Origin of the sequence: Idiomarina seosinensis (genome assembly GCF_003987275.1) — a bacterium.
Classification (GTDB): Bacteria; Pseudomonadota; Gammaproteobacteria; order Enterobacterales; family Alteromonadaceae; genus Idiomarina; species Idiomarina seosinensis.
Window position 1 is genome coordinate 73,764 of record NZ_PIQF01000001.1, and the last position, 19,596, is coordinate 93,359.

The window sequence follows — 19,596 nt, forward strand, 5'->3', positions numbered from 1 at the left end:
GTGCTGTGAACTGAGACATACGGATTTTCCGGTTGAAATCGGCAACACCTTCGTCGGGTAATAAGTGAGCTTTGTGCTGCTCCAGAGTGTTTCTTGCTTCCCCTAGTAGACCCAGTCGATAAACTCGGTGTAGCGTTGTAACTGGAAAAATACTTTAACTAAGATTTTAAAATTGGACTTCCCAGTCATCGAACGATCCGGCATACGTTATCGACTAATGCGACATTTGGGCGAGGTATAAATTCGCAGGTGGAGTATTTTCCACTTGCTTGCTCCTGTGATAAACGATTGTATGCACTGACTAGTCGGTGTAACTCAGATGCATCAGATACTGTTTCTGCGCTGTAAACTAAATAGCGCTCGGGTCCGCCGCAGGCTTTTCTGCCAATTTCTAATAAATAGCATGAGCTAAGGCTAAAGGCTTTGGGCTCACCGATAAGCCTTTGGATATTGCCTAATGTGGGGGACAGGGGCACTTTTTCATCGTCTTTTGGAGCCTTTAGTTGCTGCTGACAAGCAACTAATAAGACAAGGCTAGCCGTTATGATGGAAAATCGCATTGCTTGTCCTTGTTGATTAAGACAGGAAAATACGTCCGCCAGAGACGAACGTATTACCTGGCATTTTTTATCCGCAGGCGGCAGGAGAATAACTACTATCCAATTCCACATTAACATTTCTAGAGCAATTACCAGTTGTTGCATTACAAGCACTTAATTGATAATTGTCGTGCTCTTTATTAAAGGTGAAGTTAGAGTTATTGGTAACTTTTACTACTTCGTAGTCACCACTACCTACCTGACCATAAAGTGTATATTCAAGATCTTCGTACTTGTCATTCATTACAGAACCATAAACTTTATAAGTACTGCAAAGATTAGGGTTAAACTCTGACTGTAAAGAAATATAGTTACTGTCATCTTTTTGCTTGTGATCTGCTAAATAATGGGTTGCTTTTGGCTCGCCTAAGATTTCACCATCAAGTAAAATTCTAACAGAGTTTTCAAAGTTAACCGCACCAGCACCACAACCAAGCCAGCCACAAGTTGTTTCACCACCAGAGAAACCGACATCAAGAGGTTTAGCACCATTCTTAATTAGATCAACAACTTGTTTTGGTGTTAAGTTATCATCCGCCAACTTCAGCAGCCCTGCTAGACCTGCAACAATAGGACCAGAAAATGATGTTCCATTAACAGGACCATAACCAACATCAAACTCACCTGCATCAACAACTTCACCACTCGTTGACCAAACTTTTGAACCCATAGCCATAACATCAATGCTATCACCAAAGTTTGTAAAACCAGTTGGTCTACCGTTTTCATAAATAGCACCAACAGACATTACATTTTCACACCCAGCAGGACTTACATTAAAAGTTGTTGTTGTTTCATTACCTGCTGATGAAATTAAAACCGTACCTTTTTCGTCAGCATCTTGAACAACTTGTGTCCAAGCCGTAGTCCAATAATTATTACTTCTTTTAAAACACATAGCATTACCGCCACCAAAAGACATATTAATTACATCTGCTGGATATTGTGTTCTTTCATAAGGTAAACCATCATAAGATGAATTACCAATAGCATAAGGTGATTCTAAATTATCAATAGACCAATAAACTGCTTTCATAATATCAGCAGAACCACCACTGCACTTATCAACAACCAATGCAGAAACTAAATTAACATTTTCTTGTGGAATAATACCAGATATTCCAACACCATTACCTGATTTAGCAGCAATAATACCAGCTGCTTGAAGACCATGAAGAGAGTTTAAGGACAACCCTTTATTTGTATCATAACGATACCACTCATCTGCTTCATCTTCTGGTGGTGGATCTGGACGCCATGATGTTGCATTCTCACTTTCTGGATCACTACTAAAACCAGAGCAATCAAAAGCAGGAGAGACATACTGATCATCTTCACGGGTAAAGTCTTTCTTAACCCAAATGACACCATCATCTGTTGCTTTACCCTGATGATTTCTATATTTAAAATCCACAGCCTCTGCATAGTCCAAATCTTCATGTGGCACCATACCACCATCAAGAACATGCACATTAACTTTATTTTCAGAAGCAAAAACACCTCTATCAGATAGAATCTGCTTTGCCACCTCAATTGAAGCCGCACCCTCATAACCATCTACTTGACGAGCAAAGTAAACCTGTTCTGCATAATGACGGTCATTTGTAATTGAAGGATTAACAACAGACATTGGCTTATTATCACCCTCATTATCATAACCCATTAATTGCATTTGTTCATTTTCTTGAACATAGGTAAATTTACCAGTCTGAATTAAGTTCTTTAAAACATCTTCTTTTTCTTCCGAACCGTCAGTGGTTACTAAAACCTGATAAATGTCATTAAATGTTTGGACAACATGAAAATCATAACCAAGCATTGATTTAATATCTTGACGGAATTGATCAGCAACATTTAAAAGATGTTCTGTTTTTACATATTCCTGACCTTTATACATAAAGCTTTCACCAACTTCCAATGCTTTACGCATACGATCATTTGTTAGTAAAGCAGTCGCCAACTGATCGTCTTCAATACCAACAATAACATCATAAAATTCTTTGTTTTTATTTTCTTCAACAAAGGCATCAGTCGTAACCTTATCTAAGTACTGAAGGCTGGTAAATTCATCATTATCGATTTTACTGGCGTTGGCAGTAGAAATAGAAAGTGTGATTGCTGAAAATAGTAAAGTTATTTTAAATAGATTGCTGTTTTTCATTTTTGTTTCCCCTAGAAATATTCGTTCATATTATCGTTATGACTGCCGCGAAGATAAGTATATTCTGGATTAAAAATAAACTTATCGGTTTCATCGTCATAGCTACCATAATCACTATTTCCAACAAAGAAACTATACATTCCTGTACTTTGAACGGTGTTTCTAATCATATATGCATCTGTGCCTAAGTCAGTATTTAGCAAGGCATAACTTGTTCCATTAATATCATTATAGGTTTCAATATGCTGATTAATTAAGTTTACCTTTTCTAATGCCGCCTCTAATACATTAGGTTGACGAACACCATCAATTTCTCCATCAAAAACTTGCTCTGTAAAGAAAGGAAAGCCATATTCTAATGCTTCTCTGGCACGTTCTTCTCCACCCCAGTTTGCAATACCAAACATTGTATTATATGTTTTTTGTGGTTCTAAGAAAAGCGCATTTCTTAACATTACAGTCGTATCAATCATAGGCTTATTTAACCGCTTAACTTTTCTTTCCAACTCGCCACTTTCAATAATAGCTTGATAACCGTTTACTTCAAAAACATTTACCCAAAAGTTAAGAACATTATCAATTTCAAGTTCTGCATTTGAAAAACGTTTAAACTGATCATACCAACCAACATATTCTTGAACTAGATCAGCATAATCATAATCAGCTCTTGTTAATACAAAATAACCATATGATTCATAAGAATCACCATTATATTCAGGATTTAAATCGTTTCCATCAGAATCTACAATATCAAATTCAACACCAGCCACAATAGGAGAAATATTAAAAATAGCATCTTCGGTTAAGTCATTACCTTCATCCGTCACTGTTATTGTTACAGAATTTCCATCGTAGGTAATTTCTTTTTCAGCAGTAGTATAACCAATATCGTATTCCATTGAATCAACATAAGCCTTATCAATAACGATATTTACATCGTCTACGGCATAATAAAAATCATCCATCAACTCTAAATTGTAGGTATATGTTTCACCAAGCTTAATAACATGAGATCTATCAAATGGTTTTGTTCCCACCATGCCTAATACTGGCATTGTGATATAAACATCATAGCTTTTTGTTTGCTTCTCACCATCTGCGTTTTCAACAGTCATTGCCAATCTTATCAAATCTTCATGACTAACATTTCTTGTTAAAACCTTTACTGTTTTATAATATTCATCAAAACTAACTTGTGCATCACCAGCAAAGCTACCATCTGAAACATTATAGACTTTTGCAGAAAAATCTGTAATTTCACCAAAACTTTCATCAATGTCATAAGTAAACTTCATATTAACATCATGAACACCCTGAAAATGTGCAGATACAGTTTTATAACTATCTGATGAACTCTGCGATTTTTCAAACTCTTGTTTTTCTTGACCTTCACAATAACCGATTAAACAGAGGCTTCCTTCAATGAGTGCAACTTCAATATCCATTTCATAAGTGGAAAATCTATTTTTTGATGTTATCGAGATGGTTTCCGCACTGTCGTCCGTCTTATCGTAAGTCGAAACAGTTAACACGCCCTCTTCATAATTCGATTCAATACCATCGGTGCTCGTAACAGTAATTTCTGATTCAGTTCCTCCATCATTTAAACTAAACTTTTTTGCACCATTTTTTATTAACTCAATCACGAAGTCAGTGTTTGTGATGTCGCTGCCATCAAGTACAACTTTAGGCCGTATTATCTCCTCAAAAGACGCGATAACCGTACAATCTGAACTGACCGAATTAGTTTGGTAGGTGTTATTTGATAAAGAACCGCCACACGTGCCAGTCACAGCCTTTATCTGATAATCGTTTTCAGAAGACAATGTAAAAGTGGCTTGGTCTCCTTCATCGACTTCGGTTTTCGTTGGGGTGATGCTGCCCCCAGCGCCATCAACTGATGCGGTGACGGTATATTGTGTGGTATCGGTATCTCCACCACCTGAACCGCCGTTGGTTTCTCCTCCAGAGTTGGGGCCAGACTCCCCGCCCCCGCAGGAGACCAACGCCAGGCTGAATAGAACTGAAAGCAGACTTAAGGAACATTTCATAACAAACTCTCCGTTTTTATGCGTAACATGTATTTTACATGTCGATATTTCTAAGTAAATATTATAAAGGGAGAAATGTTTGCTTATTGTTGATTCGTTGCAGAGCGAGTGATTTGAGAGGATGCTCAAAGTTCAAGCGAGAGGGGTTAGTGTTTAACGCCAGCCATGGCTGGTTTATTGGGTATAGAAGGTTAATTGTTTGAAACCAACAGCGTTTAGGTGCGCAAAAATGCGTTCAACGGACTGTTCGTCGAATTCCTATGGCATGTAACGTTCAGGCATATCAGAGGTCTATAATTAACCAGAAACTCGGCGGAACTTCAGCTGGCGGTTTTATCTTAATTCAATCCCCAATGCTCTCAAAGTAGTGCAAAAGTAGAAAAAGTGGCTGGTGAGATTGCCTGATGAAACTTGCGCCCTGACGCACGGTACCCGTTTTGGCCCGTGCGTCAGGAAGCACGAGCCTAAAACTTATACATCGCCATTAACTGCAGGCGGTTCAGGTAGCCGTCGATGCCAGCTTCAGTTTCGCGCGTAGCTTGTGATATTTCAGCACCAAAAGTCAGACTCGATGCCGGAGAATACATCAGGTTGAACGCCAGACGTTGCGTCGATTCGGTCATATCCCCTGACAGTTGCAACAGTTCGTTGTCGTTATCTGCCCAGCCGCGCGAATAAACAACGTTTGAACGTAGCTGTTCCGTCCAGAAATGACGATAGGCAAACGAAATACCGGTTGAATCAATGGCTTCCAGTTCACCGTTGCTGTCAACATAGGCACCGTTCCAGGTGTTCAACCCTAAATAACGACCTAAACCTGACCCCGTGGTAATCGATGCTCGAATATCGTCCATACCAAAGGTGTACTTGGCACCGAAGCTAACCCCGAAACCCATGGCAGTTTCGTCATCATTGGTTTGGCTGACGTCGTAGGTGAGCTGGCGCAGCAAGGCAGACGCTTGCCATGTCAGATTATCGGATTTGCCGGTGTACTTAGCGGTAATATCCGGCACCACGGTGTCACTGGACTCAATGCGACCTCCACCGACCGGTGTTACCGTCGTTTCCGGGTTCTCTACCGAAAAGCTAAAGCCGCCTGAGGTATAGCGGATCTGCGCCTGACGGTTAAACACGATACCGTCGGTAATGCCGATAAAGTCGACGGACTCCGCGAGAATGTTTAGGTCCTGAAAGTTTGACCAGGTTTGACCGAACGTCCAGTTACCGTATTTGAAAAAGGCGTGACGCAGGCGCGGGTTGTAAGAGTTGGAAATCCGCTCATCACCGTCCGGGGTTAACTGAAAGTCCATTTCAATATGGCCCGTCAGAGTTTCGCCATTATCAAGTGCGGTTTTGGTGGTAAAAATGAAGCGTGACTGGCGCGCGTGAAAGTCGGTGGTCAAATCATCGCCCTCACCACCGACTGGGGTGATGCTGGGGATATACTGCTGGCGACCAATGTTGGCGCTCGAAGGAGCCGAACCGTCAGCGTAATCGGATAACAACATATCCAGTTTTACATACCCGCCAAAATTATATTCTGTTTCGGCAGCCTGAGCGCCCAGGCTCATCGCTGCAAGGACCGCCGCTCCGGCCGTCGATAACGTAAATTTTTTCGTCATACTTGCTTTAGCCATGGTGTTCTCCCGTTCAGCTAATTGTGTAGCTTGTTCTTTTTATCGAAGCTTTTGTATAAAAGTAACGCTAGTAATTCTCGATAATTGTTCAAAATTTCGCAATCTAGACTATGGTCTAATAGTCTTCAGACCTTGTATTACGTACAAAAGATGCATCATGCGAATAAGGAGGAAGCGGTAATGTCGCAACTATATAAAGTGCCGGACCACATTAAGCAAAATGCAAAATTGGATAACGACAAATACTTAGAGCTATACCAACAATCCGTTGATAACCCTGACGAATTTTGGCGTGAGCAAGGTAAGCGTATCACCTGGTTCACTCCTTATAACACCGTTAAAAATACAACCTTCGAACCGGGTAACGTTAATATCAAGTGGTTTGAAGACGGCACCCTGAATGCTTGCTATAACTGCATTGACCGTCACCTGGCGGACAAGGCCGACAAAACGGCGATTATCTGGGAAGGCGACGACCCTAGTGTAGATAAACACATCACCTATCGCGAGTTACATAAAGAGGTATCCCGTTTTGCTAATGGCCTGAAAAAATTAGGTATAGGTAAGGGCGATCGGGTCGCGATTTATATGCCGATGGTACCTGAAGCTGCTTACGCGATGTTGGCCTGTGCCCGAATTGGTGCCGTGCACTCAGTCATTTTCGGCGGTTTTTCGCCAAATGCTATTGCTGACCGAATTAATGACTGTGGTGCCAAAGCCATTATTACTGCCGACGAAGGCCGTCGTGGTGGCAGTACCCTGGGTCTTAAGAAAAATGTCGACGCCGCGTTAGAGGGGGATGCATGCCCAACACTGGAGCATGTGATTGTGGCGCAAGTGACCGAAGGTGAGGTGAACTGGACAGATGGCCGCGATGTTTGGTGGCACGAGTTGATTGCGGATGTCAGCAGCGACTGTCAGGCCGAAGTAATGAATGCCGAAGATCCACTGTTTATTTTGTACACCTCGGGGTCTACGGGTAAGCCGAAAGGTGTAGTGCATACCACCGGTGGCTATATGGTATTCGCGTCGATGACTCACGAATATGTCTTCGACTGCCACGATGATGATATTTATTGGTGTGCGGCTGACGTGGGCTGGATTACTGGCCACTCTTATATCGTTTACGGGCCTTTTGCGAATGGTGCGACCACGGTAATGTTTGAAGGGGTTCCAACCTATCCGGGTGTGGGTCGTATTGGTGAAATCGTTGATAAGCACCAAATCACCATTTTATACACCGCACCGACGGCTATTCGTGCGTTAATGGCAAAAGGTGACGAAGCCGCTAAAACGTCAAACCGTGATAGCCTGCGGATTATGGGCAGTGTTGGTGAGCCAATTAACCCCGAAGCCTGGGAGTGGTATCACCAGCGTATTGGTAACGGCAAGTGCCCGATTATGGACACCTGGTGGCAGACCGAAACCGGCGGCATTATGATCACGCCGCTGCCGGGTGCTACGGATCTTAAACCGGGTTCGGCAACGCGTCCGTTCTTTGGGGTTAAGCCGGCATTGGTCGACAATGAAGGTAACAAGCTGGAAGGCGAAGCCGAAGGTGGTCTGATTATTGAAGACTCCTGGCCAGGGCAAATGCGTACCTTGTGGGGCGACCACGAACGCTTTGAACAAACCTACTTTTCTGTTTATAAGAACGTGTACTTTACCGGTGACGGCGCGCGTCGTGATGGCGACGGTTATTACTGGATCACCGGCCGGGTGGATGACGTGCTTAACGTATCCGGACATCGTCTGGGTACCGCTGAAATCGAAAGTGCGTTGGTTGCGCATAAGTCAGTGGCAGAAGCTGCAGTAGTGGGCTATCCGCACGACTTAAAAGGTCAGGGCATTTATGTTTACGTGACTCCGGTGGAAGGGGTTGAGGTGACCGATGAGTTGACCAAAGAGGTGCGTAACTGGGTGCGTTCTGAACTAAGCCCGATTGCCACCCCGGATCTAATTCACTGGACAACCGGTATGCCGAAAACCCGCTCCGGTAAGATCATGCGCCGTATTCTGCGTAAGATTGCAGCCAATGAATTTGATAATCTGGGTGACACTTCAACCCTCGCCGATCCATCGGTGGTCGACTCGTTGATAGAAAACCGCAAAAACAAGTAGGTCGCGTCCTGACGCGACTTAGCGGATGCCGGGCGCGGGGAAGTGGCTGATGTTCGACACCCCTCTTCCAAGAGACGCCCGTGAACCCATCCCTGGGGGGCTTGGGTGGCGCCATCCTTGGCGCCACACACTCTTGGAAGAGGGGCTGTTCGAACATTAACAGCCACTTCACCGGGCCCGGCATTTGCATTCCTTGCGTCAGAGACGCAAGCCCCACCGTTTAATTTGTATTTATATTTGAACATTTTGGCGTTAAGCGCTATTTTGTATAAATATTGATACAAAATAGACTAAGTATTATGAGTCGTCAGCAGATAGGTCTTCAGCTACAGCAGGAGCGTAAACGCCGAGGATTAAGTCAGCAGAAGGTTGCTGACCTTATCGGATGTGCTCGTCCACGAATTTCCCTTATCGAAAATGGTCGATATCAAGGCTCACTTCAGCTATTGGAGCGCTATCTTAACTTATTGGACATGGAGCTGTGTGCGCAGACCCGGCGAGCGTCTCGTCCTGTATTTGAACAGTTAGGAGATATCTACGATGACGACTGATTTGGGTGAATATTTACCAGAGCGTGTGAAGCGGGTTGGGGTTAATGTGGGTGAGCATGAAGCGGGTATTTTATCGAAAGAAGCTCATGCCAGCTTTTTTTACACAAATAAGGATTATCCTGTCTCATTAACCATGCCTTATCGTGAGCTTCCGTATAATCACGGTGTGGTACATCCGATTTTTGCACAAAACCTACCGGAAGGTTTTTTAAGACGTTACATTCATGAGAAATTGCTGCGGTATGCGCAGGTTGATGACATGTACTTACTTGCTTTGATGAAAGATAAGGGGGTAGGTCACCTAAGTTATCCGTCGGAAGTTGAGTTACCAGACGCGGAGGGTGTCGCTCTCGATGAAATTCTTCACTGGCATGAGTCGCAACCGTTATTTCCACAGCTATTAGAACGCTTCTATTTGAATGGTATGGCGTCAGGCGTACAACCCAAAGTTATGGTTGCGCGTGCGACGGTTTTACAAAATGACGTCATAGTAAAAACCTATGATGAAGAATTTCCGTTACTTACGGTCAACGAGTTTGTCTGTATGAAGTGCGCACAAAGCTGCGGATTTGAAGTCCCTCAAGTTTGGCTGTCCGATAATTTTGAGCATTATGTTGTGGAACGTTTTGATACGTTGCCAAGTGGTGAAAAACTCGGTATTGAAGACTTCGCAACTTTGTTAGGTCGTAGTGGTGATGAAAAGTATAAAGGCAGTTACGAGAATATTTTAAAAGCAACGAGGTTGAACACGGGATCACTATCTCAAGTCGAGAACGTGTTTAAACTGATTGCTTTTAATTGTTTGATTGGGAACGGGGATGCTCATTTAAAGAACTTTTCGCTGGTGTATGAAAGTGATTTTAACAACATTCGGTTAAGTCCGGTTTACGACGTTACACATACCTTAATTTATCCGGAAATCGATAATAGTATGGCGCTGAAGATGCGTAAAAGTCGCTCTTTCCCAAACCGTCAGCAACTCGTTGAATTTGCTTACAGTGCCGGAATTCCGACGCGTGTTGCTGCGGACTTAATTGACCAGATGGCGGATAACCTCAACGATTGCTTGTCTGCTCTGGCAGAAGCTGCAGCTATGCCGGGCTTAAAAGAATCGATGCTTAAACACCTTTCCGCGGTAATGCACCAGCAACACGTTAAAAAAGTTTATCGGCACGAGAAAAAGCGTAAGTATCGATGAATTATCATGGGCGAGCGACGATGCTTGCGCCGGGGGCGCAAGCTACGGTAGGTTATAGCTAACTAACTGAGTATAAGAATAATTATGGCTAAATTTTTGATTGCGGACGACCATCCGTTGTTTCGTGAGGCGTTGCAGGGGGCATTGGGAAATCATTTTGATGAGTTAACTCTGCGCGAGGCGGAAGACCTCGATTCGACACTGGCGGCGCTGAATGAGGACGACGATGTCGATCTGTTGCTGCTGGATCTGCACATGCCGGGCAGCGGCGATCTGTATGGCCTGATCCGGGTGCGCGAGGACTATCCGTTATTGCCGGTGGCAATTATTTCTGGCTCTGAAGACGCTTCGATAGTGGCTAAGTGTATTGGCTTTGGTGCGCTGGGTTTTATCCCTAAATCAATGTCGTCCGCCAAGATTGCTGAAGCGATTGATACGATTTTACAGGGTGATACCTGGGTGCCGGAGGAAACTCGCGGTCGCCTGGACGGTATTTCTAACGAAGATCAGGAGCTGGCGCGCAAAGTGTCAGAGCTCACTCCGCAGCAATACCGGGTATTGCACTTTTTGCACGAAGGGCTGTTGAACAAGCAAATTGCTTATCAACTGAACATTACCGAAGCGACCGTAAAAGCACATATCACCGCTATCTTTCGTAAACTCGGCGTGTACAGCCGCACCCAAGCCGTACTCGTCGCCGAACGTCTGCAATTGTAGCGATGACCTGGATACTGGTTTTAGCCTCGCTGCTGTATGTGGTTTTTTTGTTTACGGTAGCGAGCTGGGGGGATAGAAAGGGTTCCTGGGCGAATAAACTCAGCCACCGGCCATTTGTGTATGCCATGTCGTTGGCGATTTATTGCACCTCCTGGACATATTACGGTGCGGTCGGCAATGCTGCGACCGATGGTTGGGCATTTTTCCCGATACTATTAGGGCCGATATTGCTGTTCCTGTTCGGTATCAAAATCCTCGAAAAACTAGTCTCTGTCAGTAAACAGCAGAATATTACCTCAATTGCTGACTTTATTTCTTCCCGTTATGGCAAAAAACGCCGGTTGGCGGTGGTGGTTACCACCATTGCCGCGCTCGCCATCGTGCCCTATATCGCGTTGCAGCTAAAAGCGGTCGGCCTGAGCTTTTCGGTATTGACCGAGAGCGATAGTTTTACCAGCGAGTTTTCCTTAAAAGAAATGGGTGCTGCGGCACTAATGGCGTTATTCGCCATGCTATTTGGTACCCGTCATGTGGAAGTCACCGAATATCGCAGCGGCATGATTTTGGCGATTGCGGTCGAGTCGATGATCAAGCTGGCGGCGCTGGTTGCCGGCGGCATTTTTGCATGGGAGTTGATTAGCTCCGACGCCGACTATCAGCTGGTGCAGACATTTCAGTCGATAGATGAACCACAATGGAGCCTGGCCGCATTTGGTGAATTCGAGTTTATTGTGCAAACGTTAATGGCTGCTGGCGCTATCCTATGTCTCCCCCGGCAATTTCATGTTGCTGTGGTGGATAACGTTAACGTAAAACATTTGCAGACGGCACGTTGGGGATTTCCATTGTATCTGGCCATTACTGCCGCAGCGATTGTGCCGATAGCGGTAGCGGGTGCTTACTTTCTTCCGGGTAATGCTGACGGCTCGACGTTCTCTCTGCAACTGCCGCTACTTCGCGATCAGCTGTGGCTGTCACTGGTTATCTTTATTGGTGGTATTTCAGCGGCAACGGCGATGGTGATTATCGCGTCAGTGACGCTAAGTACCATGGTCACTAACGACGTTATCATGCCGATTTTATTGCAGCGTGAGTCGCGGTTGCCGCTAAAAGAACGCCGGCGCGAATACGACCGAACGCTGCTATCGTTCCGGCGTTGGGCGATTGCAGTAACCATGGCATTGTCGTTTTTGTGTTACTACTTTTGGGCGGCGCGGACCAACTTAGTCAGCATCGGCTTGCTGGCGTTTTCGCTAGTATTGCAGTTGCTGCCGGCATTAATAGGTGCTTTGTATTGGCGCAGAGGTCATGCGCGCGGCGTATACGCAGGGTTAGCAGCGGGCTCGGTCGGTTGGATATTCGCGGTGCTGGTGCCTCTCTATTCGTCGACAGCGGCGACCGATATCGAAATTATCACTCGCGGTACGGTAGTTTCACTAAGCCTGAATGTGATTGGGTACATTGCCTTTTCTCTGTTCGCGCAGCCGCGTCTGGTCGACCGTATTCAGGCGACTGCCTTTGTTAAGCCGCGGGCGGAACTGCCAGACAATAACCTGCATAAAAATCATCATGCGACCAATGCTGACATGATGCTGTTGTTGAAAACCTTTTTAGGGGCGGAACGCGCGCAACAGCTGATGTCGTATTATCAAGCGCCGGATGCGAATGCGTCGCTGCGGGCCGAAGAAGTGGCCGACCGTGCCTTAATTCGGTATGTGGAACGCTCGATTGCGGGGGTTCTGGGCTCGGCGACTGCTCGATCTTTGATCCAGGCGGCGCTGCGTGATAAACGGCTAAACTTAGAAGAGGTAGTGCACTTTTTTGATGACACCACCCAGGCGTTGCAGACGCAGCAGTCGATTTTGTTTAGTTCGCTGGAGAATCTGGCGCAGGGCATCAGCGTGGTGGATCCGGAGCTTAAATTAGTGGCCTGGAACAAGCGTTACCTGGACTTGTTTGAATACCCTGAAGGGATGGTAAAGCCGGGCCAGCCGATCGCTACCCTTATTCGTTATAACGCAGAACGCGGGGAGTGTGGTCCGGGCGACATTGAAGAGTTAGTGAGTAAGCGCTTACGTTATATGAAAAAGGCCTCGCCGCATCGGTTCATTCGGCGCCGTGCCGATGGCCGGGTGATCGAGATGGTGGGTAATCCGTTGCCCAGTGGCGGCTTTGTGACCAGCTTTACCGATATCACCGGACACGTGGAGACGCAGCAGGCGTTGGAAGATGCCAACATTGACCTGGAACAACGGGTCGACACGCGCACTCAGGAGATTCGTGAGATCAACCAGGAGCTGACGGCCGAGATTGATCGTCGGCGAGAAGTAGAAGAGCAGCTGAAAAAAGCCAAAGCCGAGGCGGAAGCGGCGAATGCATCGAAGACCCGATTTTTAGCGTTGGCCAGCCACGATATCTTGCAGCCGTTAAACGCTGCGCGACTTTACTTGTCAGCGATTGATGAAAAAGAGCTGTCGGAACGCAATCTTGGCTTGGTGGGTAAACTGGACACCGCACTCGGTTCGACCGAGCACCTTTTATCCACGCTATTGTCCATCGCTAAGATGGACCAGGGCGCGCTGAAACCGCAATTCCGGCATGTTCAGCTCAGTTCAATACTGGGTCCGCTGGTGGAGGAATATACGGTACTTGCGGAGCAGCGTCAGTTGCAATTTAACGCATATTATAAAGACCGTGCGGTGTATTCGGATCCGACGTATTTGCGCCGTATTGTGCAGAACTTTTTGTCGAATGCAATTAAATATACACCGGCCGGTAAAGTGCTGCTGGGCGTTCGTCGGCGGGGTGATTATTTACAAATTGCGGTTTGGGATACCGGTCCGGGGATAGCAGCGCAGCAGCAGAATAAAGTGTTTGATGCGTTTTACCGCATCCAGAATCAAAACGTTGAAGGTGTCGGGCTGGGGTTGAGTGTTGCGCAACGGATGTCGGAACAACTGGGCTGTGAGCTGCAGATTGCATCGGAAGAAGGACGCGGTTCCTGCTTTTCGGTAACGGTACCGCTGGGTAACCCAACGCAGGTGGTGAGTAAGCCGGAGTATAAAGCCGAGGAAACACCAACAGCTGAGCTAACCTTGCTGGTGGTTGACGATGACAGAGAAAACTTAGCCGCTGTCCGTGCTTTGCTGGAAAAGTGGGACTGCTCTGCAATCACTTGTCAGAGTTACCAGCAGGCGGTGGATTACGCAACTAACAATCCGGCGGTTGATGGCTTGCTATTAGATTATCAGCTGGGTGAAGGTAATGGGCTTGAATTGGTTCAGGAGCTGCGCACCATCTGGCAAAGCGAATCGCTACCCGGCGCATTGGTGACCGCCATGCGCGATGACAACGTGAAAAAAGCGGCACGCCAGGCCAAGCTTCACTTTCTGCCGAAGCCGGTTAAACCCGCCTCTTTGAAGGCCCTCCTTAAATATATTTCTTCGCGATGATGGTCGTACGACCAAAGTCCAATTCCTTCTGTTAACAACTGGCTTTACATTTGTTAGCGAACAAAAACAAAAGTTCAAACAACAACAGTTACAACAAGAAGGAGACGTTTATGGCATTTAAAAACGAAAGTGATGCCAAAGCGTATTGGAAAGAGAACCTCGCCTTGATGCTCAAGTTGCTGGTTGTCTGGTTTGTCGTTTCCTACGGCTTTGGAATTCTGTTAGTGGACGTGTTGAACGAAATCCGTTTCTTTGGCTTTAAGCTAGGATTCTGGTTCGCGCAGCAAGGCTCCATTATTACCTTCATCGTGCTCATATTTATTTATGTACGGAGCATGGCCAAACTCGATAACAAATACGAAGTTCACGAGGACTAGTGCGCTATGGATATTCAAACGCTCACATTTATTATTGTCGGCCTGACCTTCGCGTTATATATCGGTATCGCAATTTGGTCTCGTGCCGGATCAACCAATGACTTCTACGTTGCAAGTGGTGGGGTAAACCCAATTGCCAATGGTATGGCAACCGCAGCAGACTGGATGTCGGCGGCATCTTTCATTTCAATGGCGGGTATCGTTGCTTTTGCTGGCTATGATGGCTCGGTTTACCTAATGGGTTGGACCGGTGGTTATGTACTGCTGGCAATGTGTCTTGCGCCTTACCTCCGTAAGTTTGGCAAGTTTACGGTGCCGGACTTTATCGGCGACCGCTATTACTCACAAACGGCACGTACCATTGCGGTATTGTGCGCCATCTTGATCTGCTTCACTTATATTGCCGGCCAGATGCGCGGCGTAGGTGTGGTGTTCTCGCGCTTCTTAGAAGTCGACATTGCGACCGGCGTTATTATTGGTGCCGTTATCGTATTCTTCTATACGGTGCTGGGTGGCATGAAAGGCATTACCTACACGCAGGTGGCTCAGTACGTTGTATTGATGTTCGCTTACGTGGTGCCGGCGGTGTTTATTTCGCTGTTAATGACCGACCACTTTTTACCGCAGACAGGCTTTGGTGCGACCATAGCGCAGGATGTTCCAGGCGGTGGCAGTTATCTGCTTGATAGACTGGACGGCCTCTCGCAGGAGCTCGGATTTGCAGCCTATACCGAAGGTGTGCGCAGTAAAGTCGACGTGTTCTTTATTACCGCTGCGCTGATGGTAGGTACTGCCGGTCTGCCACACGTAATCGTGCGTTTCTTTACGGTACCTAAGGTTCGTGATGCACGTCGTTCAGCTTTCTGGGCACTGACTTTTATCTCAGTAGTTTACTTAACGGCTCCGGCTATCGCATCGTTCGCAAAAGTGAACATTTTCAATACCATTAATGGTCCTGACTTACAGGGCGTTCAGTATGAAAATGCACCGAGCTGGGTTAAGAACTGGGAGAAAACCGGACTAATCACTTGGGAAGATAAGAACGACGATGGTCGTATGTTCTATTCAGGTGATGAGCGTAATGAAATGACCATTGACCGAGACATTATGGTATTGGCGAATCCGGAAATTGCGGACTTACCAGCCTGGGTTGTGGCATTGGTTGCTGCTGGTGGTGTTGCAGCGGCGTTGTCGACCTCAGCGGGTCTGCTATTGGTTATTTCGACATCGGTTTCGCACGACTTGTTAAAACGAAACCTGATGCCGGATATAACCGATAAGAAGGAGTTGCTCTACGCCCGGGTTGCGGCCGCGACAGCTATCATAATCTCGGTTTACTTTGGTATTTACCCGCCCGGCTTCGTGGCGCAGGTGGTGGCGTTTGCCTTCGGCTTAGCCGCAGCAAGCTTCTTCCCTGCGATCATTCTGGGTATCTTCCATAAACGCATGAACCGTCAAGGTGCCGTTGCTGGCATGGTTGTGGGTATTCTATTCACCTTCTGCTACATCGTTTACTTTAAGTTCGTAGCGCCAGAGTTGAATACTCCGGATAACTGGTTATTCGGTATCTCTCCAGAAGGTATCGGTACACTGGGTATGATTCTAAACTTTGTTGTAGCAACAATTGTCCATAAGGCGACAGGTGACGCGCCACAGGACATTCAGGATTTGGTCGAGTCTATCCGTTACCCCAAAGGTTCCGGTGAAGCTACTGACCACTAAAGGTAGCTTGCGTCGTACCTTGCGTCCTTGACGCAAGAAACTAAGAGACCAAGAAACAAAAACCCGGCTCCCGCCGGGTTTTTTATTAGCAAAAAGAAAAATTTATACCATATAAAGATGTTATTTAATTGTGTCAGATCATTGAAATTAACTCTGCGTTTAGTACTATTGCTTTAAAAATTATTTGTTACGGAGAACAGAATGAAAAAACAAACTCTCGCTCTAGCCATTATCACAGCGCTAGGAGTAACTGCATGTGGTAGTGACAACGATGGCAATAATAATCAACCCGAAGAGCCGGTTAACAACGCTCCTGAAACCTCTGCCGATAATGCTTCGGTAGTTGCTGGAGAAACCCACTCGATTGATGTATTAGGTAATGACACGGATCCCGATGGCGATGAACTGACCTTGTCTGAGGTTGGCACACCGGAAAACGGCACCACCGCGCTAGCGGATGGGATGGTTTCTTATACCGCGAATGATGGCTTTCAGGGGGAAGATACCTTTGGCTATACTGTGTCTGATGGTGAGTTGACCGCGCAGGGCACGGTAACAGTAGCTGTTAATGCACCGCCAACAGCTAACCCAGACTCGTCAGAAGCGGAATCTGGTGAGTCAATAGCCATTGATGTACTTGCAAATGATACAGACCCGGGTGATGAGTTGACCATTACAGAAGTATCATCTCCTTCTAATGGTACGGCAGAGGTTACCGATAACCAGATAACTTATACACCAAACGATAGTTATATCGGAAGTGATAGCTTCAGCTATACGGTTTCTGATGGCGAATTGACCGCGCAAGCGGAAGTAACTCTCTCTGTTGTAGATACCGTAACCGTCGTGGGACTGGTGACCGATGAGCCAATTCCTAATGCAACAGTGGTTATAAACGTTGATGGTGAAACTTTCGAAGTACAGGCCGATGTGCAAGGAAGATATGAGCTACCGGTAAAGCTTACCTCGATTGATAGTGATGAAATTATTCGGGTAACAGCTCGTGGCAGTGAAGGCGAAAATCAAGGGCATGTTGTTCTTAATTCACTACTTATGTCTAGTGCTGACTTGATTGAAACAGCTGGAGGAGATGGCGAACTAACTCGTGATGAATTTAATGACGTTAATGTTACCCATGTAACTACAGCTCGTGACGCTCTTATTAGGAAGCTGGCGCAAGACAAAGAGCTCACTAAAGACAACATAAGTACTTTTGGTAATGCGATTGATCCACAGTTACTGGTGCAAATGGCTGCTGTGGTTAAGTTACTTGTGGATAATCCGGAAACCTACAGCTTGCCAGAAGGGTATGAGAGTGTTGAAGACTTTTTGGCTGACGAAGAGCAATACAATAGCTTCGTGGAAGAGGTCAGTCAGGCTCCTAGTGGTGGTGGCGATAGCCCATTGCAACAAGCAATAAATGAAACACTTGAAGACCCGGAAGTAATGCCAGAACTAAGTATGGATGATCTTTATGGTCGTTATGCAGAAATGTTTAGCTCTACGCCTTTTATTTTGTCAAACAGCGGTGTGCTGTGGGATATTGATGAGAGTGGCATTGAATATTACCCGTATCGTAACGAGAGTGCTCCATTACACGTCAGTATAAATGGTAACCGTGTTGTGCCTGATTCCGATAGTTCGGTATTAGAGGAATCTACCAGCTACGTTTATTTAACTGAGGATGATTTTCCGACCGAAGAAGCATTTGACGCTTGGCTAGCATTTAAAGGTTGGGAGACTTTTAGAGTTTCTCAAGAGGAAATTACCACTCGCACTACACTTGACCATATTGATGTAATCAGCGTTGCAGAGGCCGCTTTGACGGTAAAAGTAAACACAACAACGGTCACAAGTGACGTTGAATTCGAGTATGGGGGAAAAACCTATACGGCTAAGGCCGGTGAAACGCAAATGTCAGAGTACGCACGTCAACTGCTGGAAGTAGAGGCTGCCATGCAAACCGACTTATCTTTTGATATTAAAAATGGGGACACTTGGTTTCTTCCTTTAGCTGATACTTTGGATGCTCGACTTGGTGTTTTTGGCGGTGTTTATGAGTTTTCGGGTGACGGCACTTTTAATGTAAAGACGTACTCAGAAAGTGAGCCTGCCCAAGGTTATCGCGCCGAGTATTTTTCCGGGACCTGGTCGTTAAGTGAAGATGCGAAAACATTGTCAGTAATAACCGCTACTGGTCAGTTTGGGGCTCATTTTACACGCTATGGTAATGACACTGGCAAACAAGGCGTCATTATGGAGTACATTGTTGCCGGCGAGCGCTCGGGATATGCTCAAATTCGTGATGGCGGAAAGGTTGAGATGAATAGCTTACCGTTTGCTGCACTTGAATCAGCCATATCAGGTGACTTGCTATTAACTAGCGTGTTGAATTTTAAAGCGCCCCGTTACTGGGATGGTGATAGCTTGTTACCGATTGATGTGTGGAGCTTTGATTTTGACTCTGATGGTGAAGGGTCAATATTCGGAGGTGCGCTATGCGACGGTTCCCCGATGGATTATCAAGATGTCTGTCGCGGACAGTACCAGTTAAACCAAGATCAACAAATGCCGATTACGTGGGAGTTAACGTCAACAAATGACTTTGAGCAAGTGTTGGGCATCGATCGTGAGCCTTATGGGCCAGGTGTTAATCAACGTTACTGGCTACCTGTTGCTGTTAGTGAGCAGAGCATTTTATCGGTAATTGAATGGAACTATTATGATGTCGGTTATGATCAGCCCGGATTACTGATGCCGCCTCGAATGCAAAGACTGTTTATACAAGAAAAACCTGAGGTTGGAACTCCCATGGAACCTACTGAACTAAAGCAAAATTATGGGAGTAGTAATCAGCCGTTGCTTAATGTTAATTCACTGTCAGGTTACAAGGTAGTTAATCCACAAGGCCTTCGCGTCGGTGGACAGAGTCGTAATTAGACACGGAACTTACCCTAATTTAAAACCCGGCAGCCGCCGGGTTTTTTTATGGGGAAAGGTAAGCTGACGG

Annotated in this window: 11 protein-coding genes and 1 pseudogene; 8 read left to right on the plus strand and 4 right to left on the minus strand. The window is 45.9% G+C overall.

The window, feature by feature from the left end:
- Positions 1-185: 185 nt before the first annotated feature.
- The 4 genes and pseudogenes from CWI81_RS00300 to CWI81_RS00315 form a co-directional block, all read right to left on the minus strand.
- The gene (locus CWI81_RS00300; protein WP_126783254.1) at positions 186-560 is read right to left on the minus strand and encodes a hypothetical protein; all 375 of its coding nucleotides are present in this window, start codon (positions 558-560) and stop codon (positions 186-188) included.
- A 67-nt stretch (positions 561-627) separates the two neighbouring features.
- Positions 628-2,760, minus strand: coding sequence for a S8 family serine peptidase (locus CWI81_RS00305; protein ID WP_126783255.1), 2,133 nt, complete (start codon positions 2,758-2,760; stop codon positions 628-630).
- An 11-nt stretch (positions 2,761-2,771) separates the two neighbouring features.
- Positions 2,772-4,811, minus strand: coding sequence for a hypothetical protein (locus CWI81_RS00310; RefSeq protein ID WP_126783256.1), 2,040 nt, complete (start codon positions 4,809-4,811; stop codon positions 2,772-2,774).
- A gap of 464 nt (positions 4,812-5,275) precedes the next feature.
- Positions 5,276-6,469: pseudogene (locus CWI81_RS00315) on the minus strand (DcaP family trimeric outer membrane transporter); the annotation flags it as partial.
- Positions 6,470-6,628: 159 nt separating this feature from the next.
- Here CWI81_RS00315 and acs point away from each other — a divergent pair.
- The 8 genes from acs to CWI81_RS00355 all read left to right on the plus strand — a co-directional run bounded on the left by acs (position 6,629) and on the right by CWI81_RS00355 (position 19,526).
- Positions 6,629-8,569, plus strand: coding sequence for an acetate--CoA ligase (acs, locus tag CWI81_RS00320; protein ID WP_126783258.1), 1,941 nt, complete (start codon positions 6,629-6,631; stop codon positions 8,567-8,569).
- 299 nt (positions 8,570-8,868) lie between these two features.
- A complete protein-coding gene (locus CWI81_RS00325) occupies positions 8,869-9,120 on the plus strand; it encodes a helix-turn-helix transcriptional regulator (RefSeq protein ID WP_126783259.1) in 252 nt (83 codons plus the stop codon).
- Entirely contained in the window at positions 9,110-10,318 is a 1,209-nt protein-coding gene (locus CWI81_RS00330; protein WP_126783260.1) for a type II toxin-antitoxin system HipA family toxin, read from the plus strand. The genes CWI81_RS00325 and CWI81_RS00330 overlap by 11 nt, the downstream gene beginning before the upstream one ends.
- Positions 10,319-10,402: 84 nt before the next feature.
- A complete protein-coding gene (locus CWI81_RS00335; RefSeq protein ID WP_126783261.1) occupies positions 10,403-11,035 on the plus strand; it encodes a response regulator transcription factor in 633 nt (210 codons plus the stop codon).
- A gap of 2 nt (positions 11,036-11,037) precedes the next feature.
- Positions 11,038-14,487 carry a PAS domain-containing hybrid sensor histidine kinase/response regulator gene (locus CWI81_RS00340; RefSeq protein WP_126783262.1) on the plus strand — a complete coding sequence of 1,150 codons (3,450 nt, stop codon included), beginning with the start codon at positions 11,038-11,040 and terminating at the stop codon, positions 14,485-14,487.
- Positions 14,488-14,597: 110 nt separating this feature from the next.
- The gene (locus CWI81_RS00345) at positions 14,598-14,864 is read left to right on the plus strand and encodes a DUF4212 domain-containing protein (RefSeq protein WP_126783263.1); all 267 of its coding nucleotides are present in this window, start codon (positions 14,598-14,600) and stop codon (positions 14,862-14,864) included.
- A 6-nt stretch (positions 14,865-14,870) separates the two neighbouring features.
- Positions 14,871-16,586 carry a sodium:solute symporter family protein gene (locus CWI81_RS00350; protein WP_126783264.1) on the plus strand — a complete coding sequence of 572 codons (1,716 nt, stop codon included), beginning with the start codon at positions 14,871-14,873 and terminating at the stop codon, positions 16,584-16,586.
- A gap of 201 nt (positions 16,587-16,787) precedes the next feature.
- Positions 16,788-19,526, plus strand: a complete 2,739-nt coding sequence (locus CWI81_RS00355; RefSeq protein WP_126783265.1) for an Ig-like domain-containing protein — start codon at positions 16,788-16,790, stop codon at positions 19,524-19,526.
- Positions 19,527-19,596: the final 70 nt, after the last annotated feature.